A 22,069-nucleotide genomic window follows, 5' to 3' on the forward strand; every position below is an offset into this window, starting at 1 on the left:
CGGAAAAACAGCTCTGTCAGGGGGCCAGTTCGACAGTGTTGGTGCGTTCATGCAAGGTTATGTCACCGCGCAACACCCGCACTGTCATTTCATAACGGCCCTCTGTCCAGCCACCGGCGGGCTGGCGTTTACCGGCAAAGGCGAACCACTGCGCCTGCGGCTTGCCCAGACCGTCCTGTGTGATATCAACAATCGTTCCGCTCGGGCCGTCCAGCACCAGTTGCAGCCGGTCGCCTTTTTGTCCGTTTACCGCCAGCCCGAAAACCACAAGCGGCGCGTCTTTTCTGATGGTGAAATCAGACCAACGCCCGTCCGCCACGTCCCGCAGATCCAGCGCCCGATCCGCAAGCCCAAGGTCGATCACCTTGACCGGCTGATAGGTGAACGCCTGCGCAAAACCATCGTCCCAAAGCGTGCCGTTGGCATTGTAGGTGCATGTATCGTCGCCGGATTCTGGCGCGAAAGGGTCAACGGGCACCCCGTCCTTGCGCACCGACAGATGCAGATGGGGGAATTGGGTCTTTCCCGACAGGCCCACTTCGCCCAAGGGGTCGCCCGCTTTGACCTGTTGGCCCTTTTCCACGCGCACCGAGCCGAGTTTCATGTGGCAATACTGGGTTTCCCACCCCTCGCCATGGCGCAAAACAACACCGTTACCACATTCCTTGCCTTCTACCGCTTCCCTGTCTTCGGGCAGCACGATGCGGCGGTCTGTCATGGAATCCCGCAACCCCATCACCACCCCGTCCGCCGCGGCCAGAACGGCAACGCCTGCATCCATCATCGGGACGGACACGCGGAAATCAGTGCCTTTGTGCCCGTCGTAGCTGGCACCGCCACAGGCAAAGTCGCGGCTGCCTTCGCCCGCGTCATGATCCATGAACTGCTGGATTTCACAGGTCTCGCCCAAGCTGCAATCAATGGGCTGGCGGAACACCGGATCTGCGCTTGCGCCCGTGCTGCCACTTACGGCAAGTCCAAGGAAAACCGCTTTGGCCAGTCGCTTTAAGATTTCAGACATCATTCGCCAATTGCCCTTTAATTCCGCTTGGAAACAGTGTGTAGTTTTTTCAATCCGAATACAAACACCGAAAGGCCGTATGATGTCACTCGACTCCGTTCTCGCCCATATTGACGCCGATCAGGACAAGGCTCAGGACCGTTTGCTGGACCTGCTGCGCATCCAGTCGATCTCAACCGATTCCGCCTATAAAGAGGAATGCGACAAGGCCGCAGACTGGCTGGTTCAGGATCTGGAGAGCCTTGGCTTTGACGCATCCAAACGCCCGACACCCGGCCACCCGATGGTTATCGGCCATCAGGACGGGGACGGCATTCACGTCACGTTCTACGGCCACTATGACGTGCAACCCGTTGATCCGCTTGAGCTTTGGGACAATCCCCCGTTTGAACCCGCCATAGAAGACACCCCCAATGGCAAGGTCATTCGCGGGCGCGGGTCGTCTGATGACAAGGGCCAGTTGATGACTTTCCTAGAGGCCTGCCGCGCATGGAAAGCCGTGACCGGATCGTTGCCCGTGAAGGTTTCGATCTTTTTTGAAGGCGAAGAGGAATCCGGCTCGCCCTCCCTTGTGCCCTTTCTCAAGGAGAACGCAGAGGAACTGAAATCCGACATTACACTGATCTGTGACACCGGCATGGTGACGCCGAAAACCCCGTCGATCGTGACCATGTTGCGCGGGTTGGTTGGCCAGCAAGTGACAATTACCGGACCAAGCAAGGATTTGCATTCCGGCATGTTCGGCGGCCCCGCCCGCAACCCGATCCGTGTGCTGAACAAGGCACTGGCCGCCCTGCATGACGACGATGGCGCTGTCACCCTGCCCGGTTTTTATGACGGTGTGCCCGAACTGCCCGAACAGGTGGCCGAGCAATGGCGCAATCTGGACTGGAGCGCGGAGAGCTTCCTTGGCGATGTCGGGCTAAGCGTTCCGGCAGGCGAAAAAGACCGCTCTGCGATTGAACAAATCTGGTCACGCCCGACCTGTGACGTGAACGGCATTTGGGGCGGTTATACCGGCGAAGGGTCCAAAACCGTGATCCCGTCCCAAGCCCACGCAAAGGTCAGCTTCCGGCTGGTTGGCACGCAAGACCCCCATAAAATCCGCGCCGCGTTTCAGGACCATATCCGCACGCATCTGCCCGCAGATTGCAGCGTGGATTTTATCGACTACGGCGCTGCTCCGGCATCCAATATGGAAATCAACCACCCCGCCTTTGAAGCCGCCCGCACGGCGCTTTCGGACGAATGGGAAAACGACGGGGTTTATGTGGGCTGCGGCGGTTCCATCCCGATTGCAGGACACTTTCAGAAGATCCTTGGCACAGAGTCCATGCTGATCGGGTTCGGGCAGGATGATGACCAGATCCACAGCCCCAACGAAAAATATGACCTGCGCTCGTTTCACAAAGGCATCCGCAGTTGGGCGCGGATCCTTGATTCCCTGTCCCGCAACGCCGGATAAGACGGCTTAAAGGGCGCCGCCGCTGTCAGGAAATGCGGCGCGCCCGTCCGCCCTGCCGCCCCAAGGGACGGTCCATCTTTTGCAGACCCTCGCGCAAAACCTGCGTCATGGCATGATCAGGGGCGTTGCCTGCATATTCATCGAGCAAGCTGTGCAGCATGGCGGTCATATCCGCGCCAAGCTGCGTTCCCATTGCCCAGTCCAAAAAGATGCTGCGGCATTCTTCCGGTCCAATATCAAGGCGATACGCCTCGTAGATCAGGCCGCGGGGGTCGATATCCAGATTGCCTTTGAAAACCATTGTACTGTCTCCTGTTCGCCCTTCCGGTTAGCAGCCGCTCCGGTGAAAAACAATTCCATAGACGTCACTCCGGAGTCAGAATCCGCGCAATCACCGTTTCCGCCTGGGAACACTGCGTCAGAATCGCTTTTTCCAGTGCCTCGGCACTGTCAAAACCGGCAAAGCCGACCACAAAACCCATTCCATCGGTGCCAAGCTTGTCCGGATCGAACCGCCCCTCGATCACCAGCCGCTGCGCCTGTTGCACGGTACAAAGCAGACGGTGCACCTCTGCCAGCGCTGCCACCTCGGGATTTGATGCAGCAGCAAGCTGCTTGCGGGGATCACGGGCGTCGCTACCCTCTAGAAGTGCAACCATCTGGGCTATCAATTCAATATCGAGAATGCCGCCCGCGATGTCTTTGACCTCCCAGACCGAGGCGCGGCTGCCCTTGGCCGCCGCCAGCCGCGCACGCATGGCGGCCACGTCCTCGCGCACCAATTCGGGCCGGCGTTCCTTGGCAATGACCATGTCGCGCACAGCATCCACCTTGGTGCTGTCACCCGCGATCACGCGCCCGCGGGTCAGGGCTAGATGCTCCCATGTCCAGGCTTCGTCCCGTTGATAGGCCGCAAACCCGTTGACAGAAGTTGCCACCGGCCCCTGCCGACCGCTCGGGCGAAGGCGCATGTCCACCTCGTAGAGTTCGCCTTCCGCCATCGGGGAGGACAGCGCCATGATCATTCCCTTCGTCAGCCGCGCGAAATACTGGGGCGCGGACAACCCCTTACGCCCGTCCGACTGATCGCCGTCCACATCATAGAGCAGGATCAGGTCCAGATCGCTGCTGGCGGTCATCTGACGGGAGCCAAGCTTGCCCATCGCCAGAATGCTGACAGATTGCTGCGCAAACCGACCGTAACGGCGGATAATATCCGCTTCGATCCACGGTAAAAGCACGCGGATCACAGCGGTGGCAAGATCGGAATAGGCCCGCTCGACCTCTTCCAGTCCGGCCAGACGGCGCAGCATTAGAACACCGATGCGGAAATGCTGTTCCTTTTGCCAGCGCCGCGCCGTATTCAGCGCATCCTCGTAATCGCTCACGCCGCGCAGGGCTGCCTCTGCCCCTGTGACATAGCGTTCGGCATCGGGCAGATCGCCAAAGAAGGTGCCGCTTAGCACTGCATCAAAAACACCTGTGTTGCGGGCCAGATACTGCGCAAGGCCGGGGGCCGTGGAACAAATATCCAGCAGCAGATCGAGTATCTGCGGGTTTGCCTCGAACAAAGAAAACAACTGCACACCGGCAGGCAAACGGCGGATGAAGGAATCAAGCTGGCGCAGGGTAAAATCCGGCCGTTTCACCCCCGCGATGCGGCGTTCGATTTCGGGGCGCAACCGCTCGAATATCTGGACAGACCGGCGCGAGCGCAAGGCAGGCAGCGCCGCCCAACTGTCCATCTGCTCGCGCAATTCCGGATCAAGGACAACCCCCTCCTCCGCCGTTTCTCCGTTGGAAACGGGGTTGTAAAGGGTTTCGATCCGGTCGTGTACGCCTTGCAAACGGGCGGTTTGATCGGCCAGAAACGCCGCCACATCGGACCAGCCCGACAGGTTGGCAACCTGCGCCAGCCCCTCTCCACTGGTCGGCATCACATGGGTCTGGGCATCCCGCAACATCTGGATGCGGTGTTCTGTGGTGCGATGCATGCGGTAAGCGGCACTCAGGGTTGCGGCCACCTCTTCGGGCACCCAGCCCTTTTGCGCCAGCCCCGCCAGCGCGTCGAGCGTGCCCGCACTGCGCAATTCCGGATCGCGCCCGCCTGCGATCAACTGCTGGGTCTGGGCAAAAAACTCGATCTCGCGAATACCGCCCCGCCCAAGTTTCATATCGTGACCTGCAATTTCGATCGGACCGCCCAGCCCCTTGTGCTCGCGGATACGCAGCCGCATGTCATGAGCGTCCTGAATGGCGGCGAAATCCAAGTGGCGGCGCCAGACAAACGGCGTGATCCGTTGCAAAAACGCAGCCCCCGCCGCTTTGTCCCCCGCACAGGGCCGCGCCTTGATAAAGGCGGCCCGCTCCCATGTGCGCCCCTCGCTTTCATAGTAGCGTTCCGCCGCATCCATCGGCACGCACACCGGCGTGACTGATGGATTTGGCCGCAGGCGCAGGTCGGTGCGGAACACATACCCCTCCGCTGTCACCTCTGACAGAAGTTTGGTCATATTGCGCGTGGCCCGCTGGAAGGCCATGCGCACATCATCAATATGCGCATCGGCATGACGCTCGTCGTCGAACAGCACAATCAGGTCGATATCCGAGGAATAATTCAGTTCGTAAGCGCCCATCTTCCCCATCGCCAGTACCGCAATTCCGGCGCAGTCGGCGATGTCTTCCGGCCCGCAACCGGGCAGTTTTTTTCGCGCGATCAAGGTCGCAATCTGCGAGCGTAACGCCGTGTCAGTGGCAAAATCCGCAAAGCGGGTCAGTCGGTCCGTCACCTGCTCCAGCGTCCAGACGCCGCCCAGATCACAAGCCGCCAGCAACAGGGCAACCCGCCGTTTTGCCTGACGCAAGGCAACTCCCAGACCCACAGCATCCTGCGGATCGACCGCCGCCAGCACCCCGTCGAAACAGGCCTCCGGCAGCTCTTTCAGCGCGGTCTCAAACCAGTCCGCCTCCCGCTCCAGCAAACCGCGCAAATAGCTGCTGGTCGCAGCCATTCCGCCCACGAGATCACGGGTCTGAGCGCTCTGATCCGCAAACCGGTCGAGCACCTCCGCGGCGAGTTCGGGGTTATAGGGGACGGGCGCTGATTTTAGCTGTGTTTCCAAGGTCATATCCGGACCTTGCGCGGATCGCACAAAACCGTCAAGTCGCAGTTGCATCCCTTTGCGTTTCATCGCAAAAATCTCCCATGAGCAAGAGTCTGAAACGGGTCCAACGCCACGCAGAGTCGCTTGGCCTAAATATCACTGTGGTGGAAACCGCAATCGACACCCATACCGCAGCGCAGGCAGCGGAGTCGCAGGGTTGCACGCTGGATCAGATCGCGAAATCCATCATCTTTCGGGGCGAAACCAGCGGCGCAGCCATCCTGTTCCTGACCGCAGGCGGCAACCGCGTGGACGGGGATCAGGCGGCGGCGCTTGCGGGCGAGCCGCTGGGCAAGGCGGATGCCGCCCTGATCCGCAGCCAGACCGGTTTTGCCATCGGCGGTGTCTCTCCCATCGGCCACCTGAACCCGATCAGAACCTTTATCGACCCGCGCCTGCTGGAGTTCGATGAAATCTGGGCCGCGGCCGGAACCCCGCGCCATCTGTTTGCAATCAACCCACAGGTCTTGCAACAGGTCACACGGGCACAAACCGCGCCGTTTACAGGGTAACCTCTGCTCTTTTTGGGACCAATATCCGCGGGTGAATTGCGCCAAAGCGCAAGAGGGCCGGCAGGCCCTTAAACCGCCCCTAAACCGCGCTATCCAGAAACGCCAGAACAGAACGGGCCGCCCGCAGACCCGGATCTTCACCGCCAAGTCCAAGCGCCTGCATGGTTTGCGCACAGACCTCTTTCTGTGCCGCTGCAACCTGCCTGTCCTTAAGCAGCGCAAGCAGCGCCGGTGCGATCAGGTCGGGCGTGCAGGCTTCAAACAGAAACTCGGGTATTTCACGGGTTTGCGTAACGATATTAATCAGGTTCGCCGTGTCAATTTGCGCCAGTTTCTTGACCATGCGCGTGGTCAGATAATTTGCCTTATACCCCACCACCATCGGACAGGACGCCGCCGCAAGTTCCAGCGCGACCGTGCCCGAGGTCGCAAGCGCTGCGTCGCTAAGCGCGAAAACCATCCGCTTGCGATGCTCGTTTTCCGCCACGCCCAATCCGCGCGGATCGAGCACCAGCGGCGTCACTTCCCAGGTTTCCACCATCCGCTTGGCCTGATCGACCACGGCTCCGGCAGCGGGCAAGATGAATTGCACGCCCTCGACATGGATGGCAATCCGGCGGGCAACCTCGCCGTGGATCGGCCCCATACGCGTCAGTTCCCCCTTGCGCGAGCCGGGCAACAGGCAGACCACAGGCAACTCCGGATTTATCCCCAGCTCCTTTGCAAAAGCTGCCGTTTCCGGCTCTGCGGGCTGACGTTCTGCCACGATCGGATGACCAACGAAATCGCAACTCATCCCTGCGGCTGTCATGTAGGGTGGCTCAAACGGAAGCAGTGCAAGCACATGATCCACATGGCGGGCCATTTTTTCCGCCCGCTCCGGACGCCACGCCCAGACCGAGGGGGCAACGTAATGCACAACCTTCAAATCAGGATGGCTCTGTTTCAGCTTCTCGGCCACGCGCAGGCAGAAATCGGGACTGTCGATGGTGATCAGCACATCCGGCGCAAATGCCTGTGCCGCGGCAACCGTCTGCTTGATCCGGCGCAACAGTTTGGGGATGCGGGGCAGAACCTCCAGCAGTCCCATGACCGACAGATCCGCCATATCAAACAGACTGTCCAGCCCTTCCGCCGCCATCGCATCGCCGCCCACCCCTTGAAAGGAAATCTCCGGCGTCAGACTGCGCAGTCCGGCCATCAGCGCACCGCCCAGCTTGTCACCCGACGGTTCACCGGCGAGGATAAAGACCTTCACGACCCTGATCCTTCTGGCCCGGCTGCGGCGCCCTCGCGCCCCACCCCGACCAGAAACAGGCCCAATTCGTCCGCTTTCGCAATCGTCTGTTCCAACCCAAGCACAAGAACACCTCCGGCCTGTACCGCCACACCGGCCAGTCCGGCCTGTGCTGCGGCCTCCATCGTGGCGGGGCCAATGCTCGGCAGATCGGTGCGCCAGTCCTGTCCGGGCTTGGGCAGCTTGCACAACACGCCCTTCGCGCCTTTCTTGTCGAGCCGGAAAGCCTCGCCCGTTTCGGCCACAAAGCGTAACATGGCGTCTGTGCCCTGAATGCTCTCAACCGCAAGGCAAATCCCCTGCGCCACGACTGCGCCCTGCCCCACATCCAGCCGCCCCGAGGCTTCGGCAATGTCAAAACCCCGTTTGATGTCTATCCAATCCGCTTTGGACAGTTTCGCGACCGTCTGCACGCCACTTGGGGCAAGCAGCGTTGCAAGCACATCATGGGCGCCGATAACCTCTATTCCTTCGGATTGGAAAATGGCGGTGATGGTGCGCAGGGTTACATCATCCCCTGCCTTCATCGCCGGCAGCAGGCTCGGGGCGAGCCGCAGGAATTTCCAGTCGAATTTCAAAGGCCGCAACTGGGGGCGTTGCATGGCACCGGCAAAGGTCACATGGTCGAAACCGCGCTTTTTCAACGCTTTGAACATGCGGGCAGGCTTTTCAAATTCTGCCTCGATCACCGGGAGACCTTTGGTCCATTCCGGCGAGAACCCAGCAAAAAGCACCAGAACATAGTCCCGTCCGGATCGCTGGCATTCCTCGGCCAGCAGCTTAGGCAAATCCCCGTCGCCCGCGACAATTGCCAGCGGTTTCAGATCCGACGCCGCGCTCATGCCCCTAGCCCGCTTTGGGCGTCGTCATGTGGCGGCTGCTCTCGTCCAGAATGAAATCCGTCACATCCTGAACCAGCGCATTAGAGGCGTATTCCAGTTGCAGGCTCGCAGCCCGCTCCTTAAGCGAACCTGTGCCGTTAAACAGCAGCCGGAAGGCACTGCGCATTCCGTTGATGGTGTTCTTGTCATAGCCTCGCCGCTTTAGCCCGACAAGATTCAATCCTTCCAGCGTGGCCCGATCGCCAAGCACGGTGCCGTAAGGGATCACATCCGCCGCCACAGCCGCCAGACCACCGATCATGGCGCCCTTACCGATGCGACAGAACTGGTGGACGCCGGACAACGCGCCCATCACAACATTATCTTCGACGATGCAATGCCCGCCAAGCGAGGCGTTATTGGCCAGAATCACATGGTTGCCGATGATACAGTCATGACCGATATGGACGCTCATCATGAACAGGCCATCGTCGCCCACTTTGGTCAGACCGCCGCCCCCTTCGGTGCCCGGATTCATCGTGACATGCTCGCGGATGCGGTTGCGTTTGCCGATTTCAAGCTTGGTGCGCTCGCCGCCAAACTTCAGGTCCTGCGGTATATGGCCGATGCTGGCAAAGGGGAAGATGACGGTTTCATCGCCAATTTCGGTCCAGCCTTCGACAACGGCGTGGGATTTCAGTTCAACCCCGCGTCCAAGTGTGACCTCCGGCCCGACCACGGCAAAAGCGCCGATCTTGCAATCGGGGCCGACGACCGCGCCCTCTTCGACCACCGCCATCCGGTGGACTGTTGCAGTTTCATGGACAGCCATTTTTACTGATCCTCTGGTGGAACCATCATTGCGTTGAATTCGGCTTCAGCAACAACCTTGCCATCTACCATCGCCTCACCGGAGAAGCGCCACAGTTTGCCACGACCACGGATTACCTTGACGTGCAGTTCCAACTGATCACCCGGTGTAACAGGCTGGCGGAACTTGCATTTGTCGATGGACAGGAAATACACCAGCATGTCGTTGTCGATCATGTCGAGCGTCATCACCACCAGAACAGCGGCCGTCTGGGCCATAGCTTCGACGATAGTGACGCCGGGCATGATCGGGCTTGCGGGGAAATGACCCTGAAAATGCGGCTCGTTATAGGTGACATTCTTGATGCCAACGGCGCTTTTGTTCAGGTCAACGTCCTTGACACGGTCGATCAACAGGAACGGATACCGATGGGGGATCATCCGTTTGATCTCTTGAATATCCGCGGTTAACAACGTGTTGCCGGTCTCGCCGTCTGCCATTATTTCTTCCTTTGTTTTAGAAAACCAACCTTAGCCTGCCTCTTGCTGCGGTTCCAGAGGAACCACCGTTAGATCAGCGTGCCAAAGCCTATTCGATGGATATTTCACCCGCTGCATAGGCGGAATTCATCCGTTCTATGACAATGTTTGTAACATCGCCGCCCTGACTCATCCAAACCGCGCTTTCGTCCAGCACGAAGACGATGCCCTGTTCCTGCATCAACTGGGCGATGATGCTTTCCGCCTGCCGGAAAAACCGGAACCGCATGGATTCCAGCGTTCTGGCCAGATCGACGGATTTCTGGTCCTGTTCCCTGCGGGTCTTTTTAACCTTGGCGTCGAACGCCTCGGCCATGGGCGCAAAGTCTTCCGCGCTCATGGTTTTGCGCAAGTCTGTGAGGTCGAGTTCTTCCTGTTCCAGCGTCGCGGCAAGCGTTTCGTTTTCCGAAACCAGTGCGGTTTGCAGTTCGGCCAGAACCGAAGAGAGATGCCGCCCGAGATCGGACCGCTGGATCAGTGCCTCGCGGTTGATGCTGACGATCGGCAAGGACTGGCTATAAAGCGGAAAATCCCGCGTCTGCGCCAGCGCGGTCGTCGACCCGCCTGCCATTAGCAGACAGGTTGAAAGAACCGCGCCAAGACCCAGCGTCCTGCCTGTCATCCACATCATCCCTTAGAAGCGGGTGTCGATGGTAAAGTTGAACGACTCCGTCTTGTCTACACCACGGACATATTCAATCGGCTTGGCAAAGTTGAAGCGAAGCGGCCCGAGCGCCGTATCCCAGAACAGCGAAACCCCGATGGCAGAGCGCAGTTCAAAATCAGAGGAAGACGCTGTTGTGGTCACGCCCCCTGCCGTTGCCGTGGTGTTATCAAGCCCCCAGAGACTGCCGACATCAAAGAACAACCCCCCGTGGATGCCGTATTCTTCCGGCAGCCCGATTGGAAAGCTCGCCTCCAGACGGGCCAGCGCGTAAAAGTTGCCGCCAAGTGCCGCATCAAAGTTGGTTCCGGGATTGTTCGGGTCCGCCGACACATCCCGTGGGCCGATCCCGAAGGCTTCAAAGCCGCGCAGGGTGTTGCCGCCCAATTGGAACCTGTCGATGATACTCGTCGAATTGCCCCCGAAGCTCTTGAGATAACCGCCTTCAAGCTCGGCAGACAGGACAACCTCTTCGTTGAAGATATTGCGATAGCCTTTGGCGTTGGCGACGGCCTTATAGTATTTGCTGTCCCCGGCCAGCCCTGCCAGTGTCTGGTCGATGCTGAAGATAAATCCGGCTGTAGGATCAATCGGAGAGTTCCGCCGGTCATAGGTGTACCCCAGCCCCACCCCGAAGGAAGAGCGCCGGCCTGCTTCGGCCTGAATCAACGGAGAGGAACCGGTGTCCGGGATCACCTCGTCGCTGGCAAACAGCAGCGAGGTGTTCAGTCGGGAATATTCGCCAATCGGGAATGCCAGACTGGGGCGGAAACTGAAACGGCTTGTGTTGAAATCCAGATCATCATCATTCGTGGTCCGGTACACAAAGTTCAAAGACCCCGCCAAATCCCGATCAAACATCTTGGGTTCGGTGAACCTGAACGAAAATTCGCGGTTGTCGCTGGTGGTGCTGATGGACAGGCCAACCGACTGCCCCCGCCCCAGAAAGTTGTCTTCGGTCAGGGTGACGTTACCGCTCAGGCCGGAATCCGTGCCAAAACCGACACCAAAGCCCAGCGTGCCGGTGGATTGTTCTTCCACGTTCACGTCAATCACAACCTGATCAGGGGCCGAGCCTTGCCGCGATTGCACCTCTACGTTGGAGAAATAGCCGAGCGCACGAATGCGGTCCGCAGCTTCCTGCACTTTACGCGGATTGAAGGGATCGCCTTCAACGGTTTCAAATTCACGCCGGATCACACGGTCAAGCGTGGTGCTGTTGCCCTCAATGTCGATCCGCTCCACAAAGCGCTTTTGACCGCGGGCAAGCTCAAAGTTTATATCGAGCGTGCGGGTGTCGTCGTTGCGGGTCACAACCGGACGGGCCTGAACAAAGGGCAGCCCCTTTTGCGCGGCGATCACGTCCAGCCGCTCCAGCGTGGTGTTAACCAGTTCGGGGTTATAGGTCCGTCCCTCGTTGATTTTCATGGCGGACTGGAAATCTGCGATATTCACGTCCTGCTCCGGACTGGAGAGGGACAGTTTGCCAAAGCTGTACTGCTGGCCTTCCTGCACCTGAAAGTTTACGCCGAAAGAATTCCGTTCCCGCGCAAAATCAGCAGAAGAGGACAGGACCTGCGCGTCGATATAGCCCCGTTTCAGATAGAAGTTCCGCAGCTTTTCCTTGTCAAATTCCAACCGCTCCGGAATGAATGTATCCTTGCGCACCAATGTGCGGAACAGCCCCGCCTGTTTGGTTTCCAGCGCCCCACGCAAACGACGGTCCGAGAACTTCCGGTTGCCGGTAAAGCTGATGCGGTTGACCTCAATCACGCGACCCTCGCGCACTTCAAACACCAGATCCACTCGGTTGTCAGAGCGGCGGATGATCTTGGGGTCGATCCGTGCAGCCAGACGACCGGCCTGTGCGTATGCCTCGGTCAGGGCCTGCGTATCCGCTTCGGCCTGTGCCGGCGAATAGGCCCGCCGTGGTGTGGACCCGATCAGCCCGATCAGGTCTTCGTCCTTCAGCCGGCGGTTGCCTTCGATCGCAATGGCATTGATTGTCGGGTATTCGGCAACGTCAATAACCAGACGCCCGCCTTCGGGTCGGACATCAACCGTTTCAAACAGACCGGAGGCATAGAGGTTCTGGACGGCTGTGTTGATCTGTCCGGGTGTCACGCTGACGCCCGCAGACACACCTGCGATAGAGCGGACCGTATCCGCAGCAATCCGTTCGTTCCCTGAAACATCCACCCGCGAGAACCGCGCGGTGGCCTGCGCATAAGCCATAGAACTTTGCAGGGAAATAACACTGTTCACCGGCACCACCGCAACGCCAAGCGCCAAAGCTGCACCACCGAGTTTCAAATTGCGTTTCATGCGCAATGACATCCGTGAAGTCTTCATACTGTCCCAAACCCCCAAGGTCTTAATCGAACCTTATAATTTTTCTACACCCTTTCTAATCGAACCGTTCCCGAAATCAAAGGCGCATAATGTCGTTAAAGGTGGCGAAAATCATCAACATCAGCAAGAGCGAAAGCCCCAGTCCCATTGCAACCTGTAGGGCGCGGTCGCTTGGTGGGCGCCGGAAAATCGCCTGATAGGCAAAAATCACCAGATGCCCGCCGTCCAGGATCGGAATGGGCAGCAGGTTCATCAACCCGATTGCGGTAGAGATAAAGGCGATCATAAAGACCAGTTCCAACGGTCCTTGCGAGGCACTGTCACCGGAGGCCACAGCAATCCCGACCGGACCTTGCAGGTTCTTGACCGACAGACCGCCTGTCACCAGTTCGCTGATGGTCCGCACAAAGGTTTTGGCCAGATGCCAGACCGACCCGACACCCGCATCCAACGCACCAAGCAGCCCGACGGTTTCATAGACAGGGGCCACCGACAGCCCTGCCCCGATACCAATCATCATCCGCTCGCCAAAGCTGCCGTCCGCTTTTTCATAAGCCATAGAGCGCGGGGTGATCGAAAGGTCCACAACCTCGGCATCGCGCAATACCTTCATGGAGACTTCACGAGAGGTCATTTGCTGCACAAGGGTTTGCAATTCAAAGAAAGAGGCAATCGGTTTGCCGTCCATTTCAATCACAAGATCATCCTTCCGCACACCGGCCTTTGCCGCAGGCGTCACCGGATTAACCGAGGATACGATCGGCAGCCACGGGAACGGGCCGCTCACCGTCAGTTCTTCGCCGTTGCGCACCACGCCATACATCGGGGTGCTGTTCTCATCGGCGCGGTATTTGAAATCTTCAAAGTCCTTCCAGACCGTGACAGGCTGGCCGTTAAAGCTGCGGATTTGGTCGCCCGCTTGCAGGCCGATGCGCTCACCCGGGGCGGATTTGACTTCGCCAACCACCAGATCGGGGGATGGGCGGCCGGATCCGATTGCGATCAGGCCGAAGATCACGATGGACAGGATAAAGTTGGCCCCGGGGCCGGCAAAAACCGTCAGGGCGCGTTTCCACAGGGCGGCTGCCTCGAATGTGCGGGCGCGCAGGGACTCTGGCATAGCCTCGATTGCGCTGCGATCCGCACCGCCGCTGGCAGCATTCGCGTCGCCCAGAAATTTAACAAACCCGCCAAAGGGCAAGGCGGCAATCTGCCAGCGGGTGCCCCGTTTGTCGGTCCATGTCTTTAACACCGGACCAAAGCCCATAGAAAACGCCTCGGCGTGGATGCCGCACCAGCGCCCTACGATGTAGTGACCGAACTCGTGGATGAAAATCACGATACTTAACACGATAATGAACGGCACCAGAAAGGTCAGCGTTCCCCCGATCAGTGGCACATAGGACAGGAAATCGAACATAGACTAAAACCCTTTCTGCGCGGCTTCCACCGCTCTCACACGCGCAATTGCATCTGCGTCAATCACGTCTTTTATGCTGAGTGTATCATTGCCGGCCACATCTGTCTGCGCCAGTACCGCGCGCACCACGCGGGCCATATCCAGAAACCCGATCCTGCGGTCCAGAAACAGATCGAGTGCAGCCTCTTTTGCTGCATTGAACGCCGCGCCAGCCAGTCCGCCCATCTGCATGGTTTGGCTGGCCAGCTCAAGGGCCGGAAATTGCGCCGGATCAGGATGCTGAAAGCTGAGCGCACCAAGCGCCCCGAAGTCCAGACGCTCCAGCGGCAGGTCCACCCGGTCCGGCCAGTTCAGCGCAAACCCGATCGGCCCGCGCATGTCCGCCGGACCCAGATGGGCCATGATCGCCCCGTCCGCAAACCCCACCATCGAATGGATGATGGATTGGGGGTGGATGATGACTTCGATCTGGTCGGGCGTCACGTCGAACAGGGCGTGGGTTTCCAGAACCTCCATCGCCTTGTTGAACATGGACGCGCTGTCGATTGAAATCCGCTGCCCCATATCCCAGTTCGGATGGGCCATCGCCTGTTCCGGTGTGGCCGTTTCCAGCGCCTTGGGGTCCGAGTGCAAAAACGGCCCGCCCGAAGCGGTGAGAATGATCCGCTCCACCTCTTTATCCGCGCCGCCGATACACTGCAAAATCGCGGAATGCTCGCTGTCCACAGGCAACAGAAGCGTGTCGTTCTCGGCGCAAACCTTGGTGAGCAAAGCGCCCCCGCAAACGAGGCTCTCTTTGTTAGCAAGGGCGAGGGTTTTCGTGTTACGGGCAATGGCCAGACTGATCTCCAGACCGGCAAAACCCACAACCGCCGACATCGCCCAATCCACCGGCACAGCCGCCGCCGCAAGCACAGCATCCCGTCCGGCGCTGGCTTTGATGCCACTGCCCGCTAATGCGTCCCGTAGATCGGGCAGCAGATTTTCTTGCGCAATAACGGCATGTTCGGCCCGCAACGCCCGCGCCTGTCGTGCCAGCAAATCCACATTTGCGCCACCGCTCAGGGCGACCACATCGAATTCATCGGATCTACGGGCGATCAGATCAAGGGTATTCTGCCCGACCGATCCTGTCGCCCCGAAAACGGACACACGGCGCATCACACCAGCCCCAAGGCTCCGGCGCCGCCAAGGGCAAGCACCAGTCCTAGCGCACATGAGGCACCGATGGTTCCGTCAAACCGGTCCCACAAGCCACCATGTCCGGGGATAAGATTGCTGGAGTCCTTTATTCCGGAGCGGCGTTTCATCGAGGATTCCAGCAGATCGCCAATCTGTGCGGCAACAGCCACCAACACCGACAACAGCACAATCCCCGCACCGCCAAGCCCCGCGCTATAAGCGATAAACCCAACCAAAGCGGCCAGAACCCAGCCGCCGACCGTACCGGACCACGTCTTTTTGGGGCTGATCCGTGGCAGGATCTTTGGCCCGCCGATCATCTTGCCGGCAAAATAGCCACCCACATCAGAGGCAACCACGACCACCAAAAGCCACAGCGTCCAGCCGATGCCGAACTCGCTGCGCAAGATCTGCAGCGTATAGCAGCCCGCAGTAATCGCGACCGCCGACAGAAGCACCGCTAGCGGACGCTTGTGACCAAGGAACACCGCACCAAGCAGCAAAACCGCCAGCACCACGGTCCAAAGCACCGGCAGGAACATGGCCGACAACACCAAAGCGGCCAGCAACAGGCCGAACACATAGTTGATCAGAACCGGCGTGGCGTGCATCCGGCTGGTTTCCCAGCCAAGCAGTCCCGCAGCAATTACCAGCAAAACGCCAAAGGCATCGCCGCCCACCCAGACCAGCGCCAGACCGATGAACACCAGCGCCAGCGCAGAGATAATCCGTGTGCGCAGGTCCGAAAAATCCGCGCCGTTTTTCATTTCGCTACGGCCGCACCAAAGCGGCGGTCCCTTGATCGGTACTGGTTCAGCGTCTTGACCAACTCGGCCACGGTAAAGTCGGGCCATGCGGTGTCGGTAAAGACATATTCGGCGTAACAGGACTGCCACGGCAGAAAGTTGGATGTGCGGCATTCACCGGAGGTGCGAATGATCAGATCAGGGTCGGGCAAATCAGAGGTATCAAGGAAATTGCCGATCATCTGCTCGGTCACATCTGCCGGATCAATCATGCCCATCTTGGCGGCTTTGGCGATCCGCCCCACAGCGCGGGTGATTTCATCCCGCCCGCCGTAATTCAGCGCGATGGTCAGCTTCAGTCCGGTGTTGGTTTCCGTCAGCTTTTCCAGCTCGTCCATAAGGGAACGCAGTTTGCGGTCCAGCGGTTTGCGGTCCCCGATAAAGCGCACGCGCACATTATCATCATCAAGGGTAGCAGCCTCGCCGCGGATGTAGCGTTTGAACAGGTTCATCAGCCCTGTCACTTCCCGTTCGGAGCGTTTCCAGTTTTCGGTGGAAAATGCAAAAACGGTGAGAAAGCCGATGCCGTAATCAGGTGCCGCGCGCACAACCTCGCGCACACGATCCACCCCTTTGACATGGCCTTTAAGCCGCTCCAGCCCACGCGCGGTTGCCCAGCGCCCGTTGCCATCCATAATTACCGCAACGTGATCCGCTTGGGCCACAGGGTCTGTTTTCTGCATCATTTGCCTGCCATATCAGACCTTGCCTGCGCGCCGGCGGAACCGGTCTACACCTGCATGATCTCTGCTTGTTTGGCCTCAAGAGCCTTATCAATATTTTCAATTGCCGCATCGGTCATGGTCTGGATTTCTTCGGACCAGATTTTCTGGTCGTCTTCGCCCATGCCGTTGTTTTTGGCTTTCTTGACCTGATCCATACCATCGCGGCGCACGTTGCGTACAGCAACACGTGCCTGTTCGGCGTAATTGCCGGCAACTTTGGCGAGATCCTGCCGACGTTCCTCGTTCAACTCGGGGATTGGCAGGCGGATGGTCATACCGTCCCCGACAGGGTTGATGCCAAGGCCGGAGTTGCGGATCGCTTTTTCCACAGCGTTGATCAGACCTTTGTCCCAGACCGTCACGGTAATCATGCGGGGTTCGGGCACATTGATGGTGCCGCACTGGTTCAGGGGCATCATGGAGCCGTAAGCATCCACCATCACCGGCTCCAGAATAGAGGCCGAGGCCCGTCCGGTGCGCAGCGAGGCGAACTCGGTTTTCAGCGCAGTCATTGCGCCATCCATGCGACGTTTCAGACCGTCTACATCAATTTCAATATCGTCACTCATAGCTCTGTCTCCAAGCGCGGGTCTCAGCCCACTTTCGTATAGGTGCCTTCGCCGCGCAAAATACCGGCAAAGCCGCCGGGTTCATCCAGCGAGAATACCACAATCGGTTTGTGGTTGTCCCGTGCCAGTGCAATCGCGGAGGCGTCCATGACCTTCAGATGCTTTTGCAGCACTTCGTCGTAGGACACTGTATCATAGCGTACGGCATCTGCATGTTTTTTCGGGTCTTTGTCGTAAACACCGTCGACCTGTGTGCCCTTAAAGATGGCCTCGCAGGACATTTCGTTGGCCCGCAGGGTCGCGGCGGTGTCGGTGGTGAAATAAGGATTGCCGGTGCCTGCTGCAAACACGCAGACCCGTTTCTTTTCCAGATGGCGCACCGCACGGCGGCGGATGTAGGGTTCGCAGACCTGATCCATCGGAATGGCGCTGATCACGCGGGTAAACACCCCGAGACTTTCCAGCGCACCCTGCATGGCCAGCGCGTTCATCACAGTTGCCAGCATGCCCATGTAATCGGCGGTGGTCCGCTCCATACCCTGCGCACTGCCCTGTAGACCGCGAAAGATGTTGCCGCCGCCGATTACCAGACAGATTTCTACACCGAGATCGTGGACCGATTTGATTTCATTGGCAATTCTCTCGACGGTGGGGGGATGCAAGCCGAACCCCTGATCACCCATCAACGCTTCGCCGGAAATTTTCAGAAGGACACGTTTATATGTCGGTTTCTGCTCGTCATGCGATGCGTCAGCCATGCGCGATTCCTCGATTTTTGTGCTTCGGCGCAAACTGTCCCAAAATCGCGCGTGATTCAATGGCAAATTGCGCCTCGATCCCCTAAGAGAATTTCCGAACCCGACCCTATAGACAGCGATGTTGCGAAAGATATGACACAAAGCGATGCACCGATCCTGATTGCGGGCCCTACAGCTTCGGGCAAATCCGCACTGGCCTTGCGACTGGCGGCCCTGACAAACGGTTGCGTGATCAATGCGGATGCTTTGCAGGTGTATGACTGCTGGTCTGTGCTGTCCGCCCGCCCCGACAAAACCGAGATGGCACAGGCCCCGCATTGGCTCTACGGGCATATCGGCAAATACGACAGCTATTCAACGGGGCACTGGCTGCGGGATGTGGAATCCTGTTTGCAAAAGGCCCGCGCCCAAGGTCTGCGCCCGATCATTGTCGGGGGCACGGGGCTGTATTTCGGCGCACTGACACAAGGGTTGGCGCCCATTCCGCCGGTCCCCGAGGCCATCCGCGCCGCCGGAAACGCCCTGCGGGAGCAATCGGGCAAAGAGGGTTTCATCGCAGAACTGACGGCAGAGGACCCCGAAACGCTGGCCGGACTGGATGCAAATAATCCGGCACGGCTGCAACGGGCGTGGGAGGTGCTGCGCGCCACGGGCAAGGGTTTGTCCCGCTGGCAGGCCGACACCCCGCCCCCGCTGGTTGCACCGCACCGCGCGGTGCGCCTGCATCTTGATGCCGACCGCGACTGGCTGGCAGAGCGGATCGGGCGACGGTTCGATCAGATGATGGAACTGGGGGCGCTGGAAGAGGTCAAAGCCTATGTTGCGGATGGCTGGGATGGGACGCTCCCCTCGGCGCAGGCCATCGGCGCAAAAGAACTGGTCGCCCACCTGCACCAAGAACTCGATTTACCCTCTGCCATTGAGAGCGCGAAAATCCAGACCCGCCAGTATGCCAAGCGCCAGCGCACATGGTTTCGCAAGAGAATGGCGGACTGGACACCGCTTGATCCGCAAAAAGAGATTACAGAACAGGCGCTTGTCAAAATAGCTTCAACCTTTTCTTGATTCGATTTCCGGTTTGGGCTTTAGTATCGGGATACCGTATTAATTTTTCTTATTTTCGACGCCTGAAGCGAGCCTATTATGGATGATGATACACCAACACTGATCCGCGACACAGAGCAACGGGTCTTTGTCGGCTCGCTTGCTGGTACGCTGCGCTCCAGCCATCCCGAACTGCGCCTTGACAGTGTGAACGGCCTGCACAAGTTCTTCTGGATTTCCAAGGGCAACGGACGCTGTATGATCAACGGGGTTACACGCTCCTTCGGGCCGAATACGGTGATTTTTATCCCCCATGACGTGCCCCACCGTCTGGAGCTTTCGTCGAATGTTTACGGCGTTGTGGTCACGGTTGATCCGAATGTCGCGGTGGTATTGCCGGATCATTCGGTGTTCATGCCGATTCTCAATCTGATGGATCAGAAACAGATCGCCAACCGCTTTGACCGAATCTCGGCAGAGTTCAACACCTCGGGGATCGGGCGCAATCTGGCGGTAGAATATCTTGTGGGGCTGCTGTCAGTTCATCTGGCGCGCATGGCCCAGAAGCATTTCAAGGAACCCCAGACCAACGCCGCCCAGCGCCTGATGGAAGCCTTCGTCAACATGCTGGAAAAGGATTACCGCACCGGACGCACGCTGGCGGATTATGCGCGGGTGCTCGGGGTGACGCCAACCCATCTGACGCGGGTGTGTCAGCAGGTAAACGGCAAGTCTGCCTCACGTTTGATACAGGAACGGGTGCTGGCAGAGGCCCGTATGATGTTAAGCAATACAGATCACAAGATACTGGAAATCTCCAACCAGCTTGGCTTTTCATCACCGGCCTATTTCACACGTCTGTTTTCTGCCAAACAGGGACAAAGCCCCAAAGCCTACCGCCGGACCGCGCAGAAATAGTAAGGACCGGCTTGCCCCGCCACCGCGGAGCCAAAGCGCATCCAGAGTTAAGTCTGTGGTGAGCTGAATTCACCCGAACGTGAGTATTCTGATTCCGTAATGTCGCGAAAACGACACCTAATGTCGTTTTCCTCCCCTTAAAAACCACGCAAAGCGAGTGTCCTGTTAAGACGGCGGAGGGTAGCATCGTTACAGCATTCACAATCATAAGCGGCAAATCGGACGGCACCGCCGGCCTCTGGTTTGGGCAAAACCGCAATTCGTGCTATACTCAATAAAACAAAAAAAACTTGGTCTATCAGGGAGAAACATATGACCTCGACTCGCTCTAAACTGCATCCGGCAGTGGAAATGTACGCAGAGGAACACAAGGCGGGGCTGTTGTCCCGACGGGAGTTTTTGTCGCGTGCCACAGCGCTGGGGGTGACAGCCGCTGCCGCTTATACGCTGATCGGCACCCCGATGGCCGAGGCTGCGGCCCACGGTGCCAAGCCCAAGATGGGTGGCACGATGCGCATTCAGATGACCTGTAAGGCGCTGAAAGATCCCCGCGCCTACGACTGGTCCGAAATCGCGAACTTCACCCGTGGCTGGCTGGAATATCTGGTCCAGATCAATGCCGACGGTTCGTTTGAGGGGCGTCTTCTGGAAAGCTGGGAGGCCAATGAGGATGCAACAGAAATCACCCTCAACGTGCGCAAGGGCGTAAAGTGGAACAATGGCGATGATTTCACCGCCGAAGACGTCGCCCGCAATATTCGCGGCTGGTGTGACAAGGCCATGGAAGGCAATTCCATGGCCGGACGTATGGCCACGCTGATCGGGGAAGACGGCACGGCTGCCGAAGGCGCGATCACGGTAGCGGATTCCCATACTGTGATCCTGAAACCGTCCGATCCCGACATCACCCTGATCCCGGGCATGGCGGATTATCCGGCGGCGATTGTCCATTCCTCCCATGATCCTGAAAACATGGTTGGCAATCCGATCGGCACCGGCCCTTACATCCCTGAATCCTTTGAAGCAGGTGTGAAAGGTGTCGTTGTGCGCAACGAGGACCACACCTGGTGGGATGCAGAGGCCAACGGCCCCTATGTAGACCGGATCGAATACATCGACTTTGGCACGGAACCTGCCGCTTGGGTCGCCGGGGCGGAATCCGAAGAATACGATATGGGCTATCGCACAGACGGCGAGTATATCGAAATCTTCGAAACGCTGGAGGGCTGGAACAAATCCACCACAGTGACCGCCAACACCATCGTTGCCCGCTGCAACCAAGTGGCCGAAGTGGACGGTATGGTGCCCTATAAGGACAAACGTGTCCGCAAGGCACTGGCGATGGCGGTGGACAATGCGGTTGTGCTGGAGCTTGGCTTTGCCAATAACGGCGTGCCTGCGGCGAACCATCAGGTCGCGCCGATCCATCCGGAATACGCCGATATTGGCCCCCATGTTGCCGACCCCGAAGGCGCCAAGGCGCTGATGGAAGAGGCTGGCATGGCCGATTTCGAGCACGAGCTGATCTCGCTCGACAGTGACTGGCGCAAGGATTCCACGGATGCCATTGGCGACCAGATCCGTCAGGCGGGGATCAACATCAAACGCACGGTCCTGCCCGGCTCTACCTTCTGGAACGACTGGGCGAAATATCCGTTCTCGACCACCAACTGGAACCAGCGCCCGCTGGGGATTCAGGTGCTGGCCCTTGCCTTCCGCTCCGGTGAGGCGTGGAACGAAAGCGCCTATGCCAACCCCGAATTTGACGCGGCTGTGACAGAGGCAATGGCGATTGCCGATGCGGACAAGCGGCGCGAGGTTATGGCCCGTCTGGAACAAATGCTGGTTGATGACGGTGTGATCATCCAACCCTACTGGCAAAGCGTCAGCCGCTTTTACAAGGACGGCGTGGTCGGGGCAGACATGCACCCCTCCTTTGAAATCCATGTCCATAAGCTCGGCTTTGCGGCCTGATAGAAAACGACAAAAGGCCAGAGCATC

20 protein-coding genes are annotated in these 22,069 nt (G+C 58.8%); 5 read left to right on the forward strand and 15 right to left on the reverse strand.

Going from position 1 to position 22,069, the window contains the following annotated elements:
* Nucleotides 1–16 precede the first annotated feature (16 nt).
* Nucleotides 17–1,024 (reverse strand): M23 family metallopeptidase, encoded by a 1,008-nt coding sequence (locus BFV97_RS05850; RefSeq protein ID WP_108721638.1) that lies wholly within the window; start codon nucleotides 1,022–1,024, stop codon nucleotides 17–19.
* A gap of 79 nt (nucleotides 1,025–1,103) precedes the next feature.
* Here BFV97_RS05850 and BFV97_RS05855 point away from each other — a divergent pair, with 79 nt between their 5' ends.
* Complete coding sequence (locus BFV97_RS05855; protein ID WP_069299395.1) at nucleotides 1,104–2,486, forward strand: M20/M25/M40 family metallo-hydrolase; 1,383 nt, start codon at nucleotides 1,104–1,106, stop codon at nucleotides 2,484–2,486.
* A 25-nt stretch (nucleotides 2,487–2,511) separates the two neighbouring features.
* Here BFV97_RS05855 and BFV97_RS05860 read toward each other — a convergent pair whose 3' ends face one another.
* Nucleotides 2,512–2,787: a hypothetical protein gene (locus BFV97_RS05860; protein WP_069299396.1), complete on the reverse strand. Its 276-nt coding sequence runs from the start codon at nucleotides 2,785–2,787 to the stop codon at nucleotides 2,512–2,514.
* A gap of 64 nt (nucleotides 2,788–2,851) precedes the next feature.
* Nucleotides 2,852–5,677, reverse strand: a complete 2,826-nt coding sequence (locus BFV97_RS05865) for a bifunctional [glutamine synthetase] adenylyltransferase/[glutamine synthetase]-adenylyl-L-tyrosine phosphorylase (RefSeq protein ID WP_245667600.1) — start codon at nucleotides 5,675–5,677, stop codon at nucleotides 2,852–2,854.
* 14 nt (nucleotides 5,678–5,691) lie between these two features.
* Here BFV97_RS05865 and BFV97_RS05870 point away from each other — a divergent pair, with 14 nt between their 5' ends.
* Nucleotides 5,692–6,162 (forward strand): YbaK/EbsC family protein, encoded by a 471-nt coding sequence (locus BFV97_RS05870; RefSeq protein ID WP_069299397.1) that lies wholly within the window; start codon nucleotides 5,692–5,694, stop codon nucleotides 6,160–6,162.
* 79 nt (nucleotides 6,163–6,241) lie between these two features.
* Here the strand turns inward: BFV97_RS05870 and lpxB are convergent, their stop codons facing one another.
* The 12 genes from lpxB to pyrH form a co-directional block, all read right to left on the reverse strand.
* Entirely contained in the window at nucleotides 6,242–7,420 is a 1,179-nt protein-coding gene (gene lpxB / locus BFV97_RS05875; RefSeq protein ID WP_069299398.1) for a lipid-A-disaccharide synthase, read from the reverse strand.
* The gene (locus BFV97_RS05880; RefSeq protein ID WP_069299399.1) at nucleotides 7,417–8,301 is read right to left on the reverse strand and encodes an LpxI family protein; all 885 of its coding nucleotides are present in this window, start codon (nucleotides 8,299–8,301) and stop codon (nucleotides 7,417–7,419) included. Before BFV97_RS05880 ends, lpxB begins: the two co-directional genes overlap by 4 nt.
* A 4-nt stretch (nucleotides 8,302–8,305) precedes the next feature.
* Nucleotides 8,306–9,112, reverse strand: a complete 807-nt coding sequence (gene lpxA, locus BFV97_RS05885) for an acyl-ACP--UDP-N-acetylglucosamine O-acyltransferase (protein ID WP_069299400.1) — start codon at nucleotides 9,110–9,112, stop codon at nucleotides 8,306–8,308.
* A gap of 2 nt (nucleotides 9,113–9,114) precedes the next feature.
* Nucleotides 9,115–9,591, reverse strand: a complete 477-nt coding sequence (gene fabZ, locus BFV97_RS05890; RefSeq protein WP_069299401.1) for a 3-hydroxyacyl-ACP dehydratase FabZ — start codon at nucleotides 9,589–9,591, stop codon at nucleotides 9,115–9,117.
* Nucleotides 9,592–9,679: 88 nt separating this feature from the next.
* Nucleotides 9,680–10,252, reverse strand: coding sequence for an OmpH/Skp family outer membrane protein (locus BFV97_RS05895; protein WP_069299402.1), 573 nt, complete (start codon nucleotides 10,250–10,252; stop codon nucleotides 9,680–9,682).
* A gap of 12 nt (nucleotides 10,253–10,264) precedes the next feature.
* Nucleotides 10,265–12,619 (reverse strand): outer membrane protein assembly factor BamA, encoded by a 2,355-nt coding sequence (gene bamA / locus BFV97_RS05900; RefSeq protein ID WP_245667602.1) that lies wholly within the window; start codon nucleotides 12,617–12,619, stop codon nucleotides 10,265–10,267.
* A gap of 103 nt (nucleotides 12,620–12,722) precedes the next feature.
* Nucleotides 12,723–14,066 carry an RIP metalloprotease RseP gene (gene rseP / locus BFV97_RS05905; protein ID WP_069299403.1) on the reverse strand — a complete coding sequence of 448 codons (1,344 nt, stop codon included), beginning with the start codon at nucleotides 14,064–14,066 and terminating at the stop codon, nucleotides 12,723–12,725.
* Nucleotides 14,067–14,069: 3 nt separating this feature from the next.
* Nucleotides 14,070–15,227: a 1-deoxy-D-xylulose-5-phosphate reductoisomerase gene (gene dxr / locus BFV97_RS05910; protein ID WP_069299404.1), complete on the reverse strand. Its 1,158-nt coding sequence runs from the start codon at nucleotides 15,225–15,227 to the stop codon at nucleotides 14,070–14,072.
* Nucleotides 15,227–16,015 carry a phosphatidate cytidylyltransferase gene (locus BFV97_RS05915; protein WP_069299405.1) on the reverse strand — a complete coding sequence of 263 codons (789 nt, stop codon included), beginning with the start codon at nucleotides 16,013–16,015 and terminating at the stop codon, nucleotides 15,227–15,229. Before BFV97_RS05915 ends, dxr begins: the two co-directional genes overlap by 1 nt.
* Complete coding sequence (locus tag BFV97_RS05920; protein WP_108721639.1) at nucleotides 16,012–16,740, reverse strand: undecaprenyl pyrophosphate synthase; 729 nt, start codon at nucleotides 16,738–16,740, stop codon at nucleotides 16,012–16,014. Before BFV97_RS05920 ends, BFV97_RS05915 begins: the two co-directional genes overlap by 4 nt.
* A gap of 44 nt (nucleotides 16,741–16,784) precedes the next feature.
* On the reverse strand, nucleotides 16,785–17,348 hold the full coding sequence (gene frr / locus BFV97_RS05925) for a ribosome recycling factor (protein ID WP_069299407.1): 564 nt from the start codon (nucleotides 17,346–17,348) through the stop codon (nucleotides 16,785–16,787).
* Between the two features lie 23 nt (nucleotides 17,349–17,371).
* Nucleotides 17,372–18,106, reverse strand: coding sequence for a UMP kinase (gene pyrH / locus BFV97_RS05930; protein WP_069299408.1), 735 nt, complete (start codon nucleotides 18,104–18,106; stop codon nucleotides 17,372–17,374).
* A gap of 132 nt (nucleotides 18,107–18,238) precedes the next feature.
* Between pyrH and miaA the strand changes: the two genes are divergently transcribed.
* The 3 genes from miaA (at nucleotide 18,239) to BFV97_RS05945 (ending at nucleotide 22,042) form a co-directional block, all read left to right on the forward strand.
* Complete coding sequence (gene miaA, locus BFV97_RS05935) at nucleotides 18,239–19,171, forward strand: tRNA (adenosine(37)-N6)-dimethylallyltransferase MiaA (RefSeq protein WP_069299409.1); 933 nt, start codon at nucleotides 18,239–18,241, stop codon at nucleotides 19,169–19,171.
* A gap of 78 nt (nucleotides 19,172–19,249) precedes the next feature.
* Complete coding sequence (locus BFV97_RS05940; RefSeq protein WP_069299410.1) at nucleotides 19,250–20,068, forward strand: AraC family transcriptional regulator; 819 nt, start codon at nucleotides 19,250–19,252, stop codon at nucleotides 20,066–20,068.
* Nucleotides 20,069–20,380: 312 nt separating this feature from the next.
* Nucleotides 20,381–22,042, forward strand: coding sequence for an ABC transporter substrate-binding protein (locus BFV97_RS05945; RefSeq protein ID WP_069299411.1), 1,662 nt, complete (start codon nucleotides 20,381–20,383; stop codon nucleotides 22,040–22,042).
* Nucleotides 22,043–22,069: the final 27 nt, after the last annotated feature.

Source organism: Neptunicoccus sediminis, from assembly GCF_001719615.1.
GTDB classification, from domain to species: Bacteria; Pseudomonadota; Alphaproteobacteria; order Rhodobacterales; family Rhodobacteraceae; genus Amylibacter; species Amylibacter sediminis.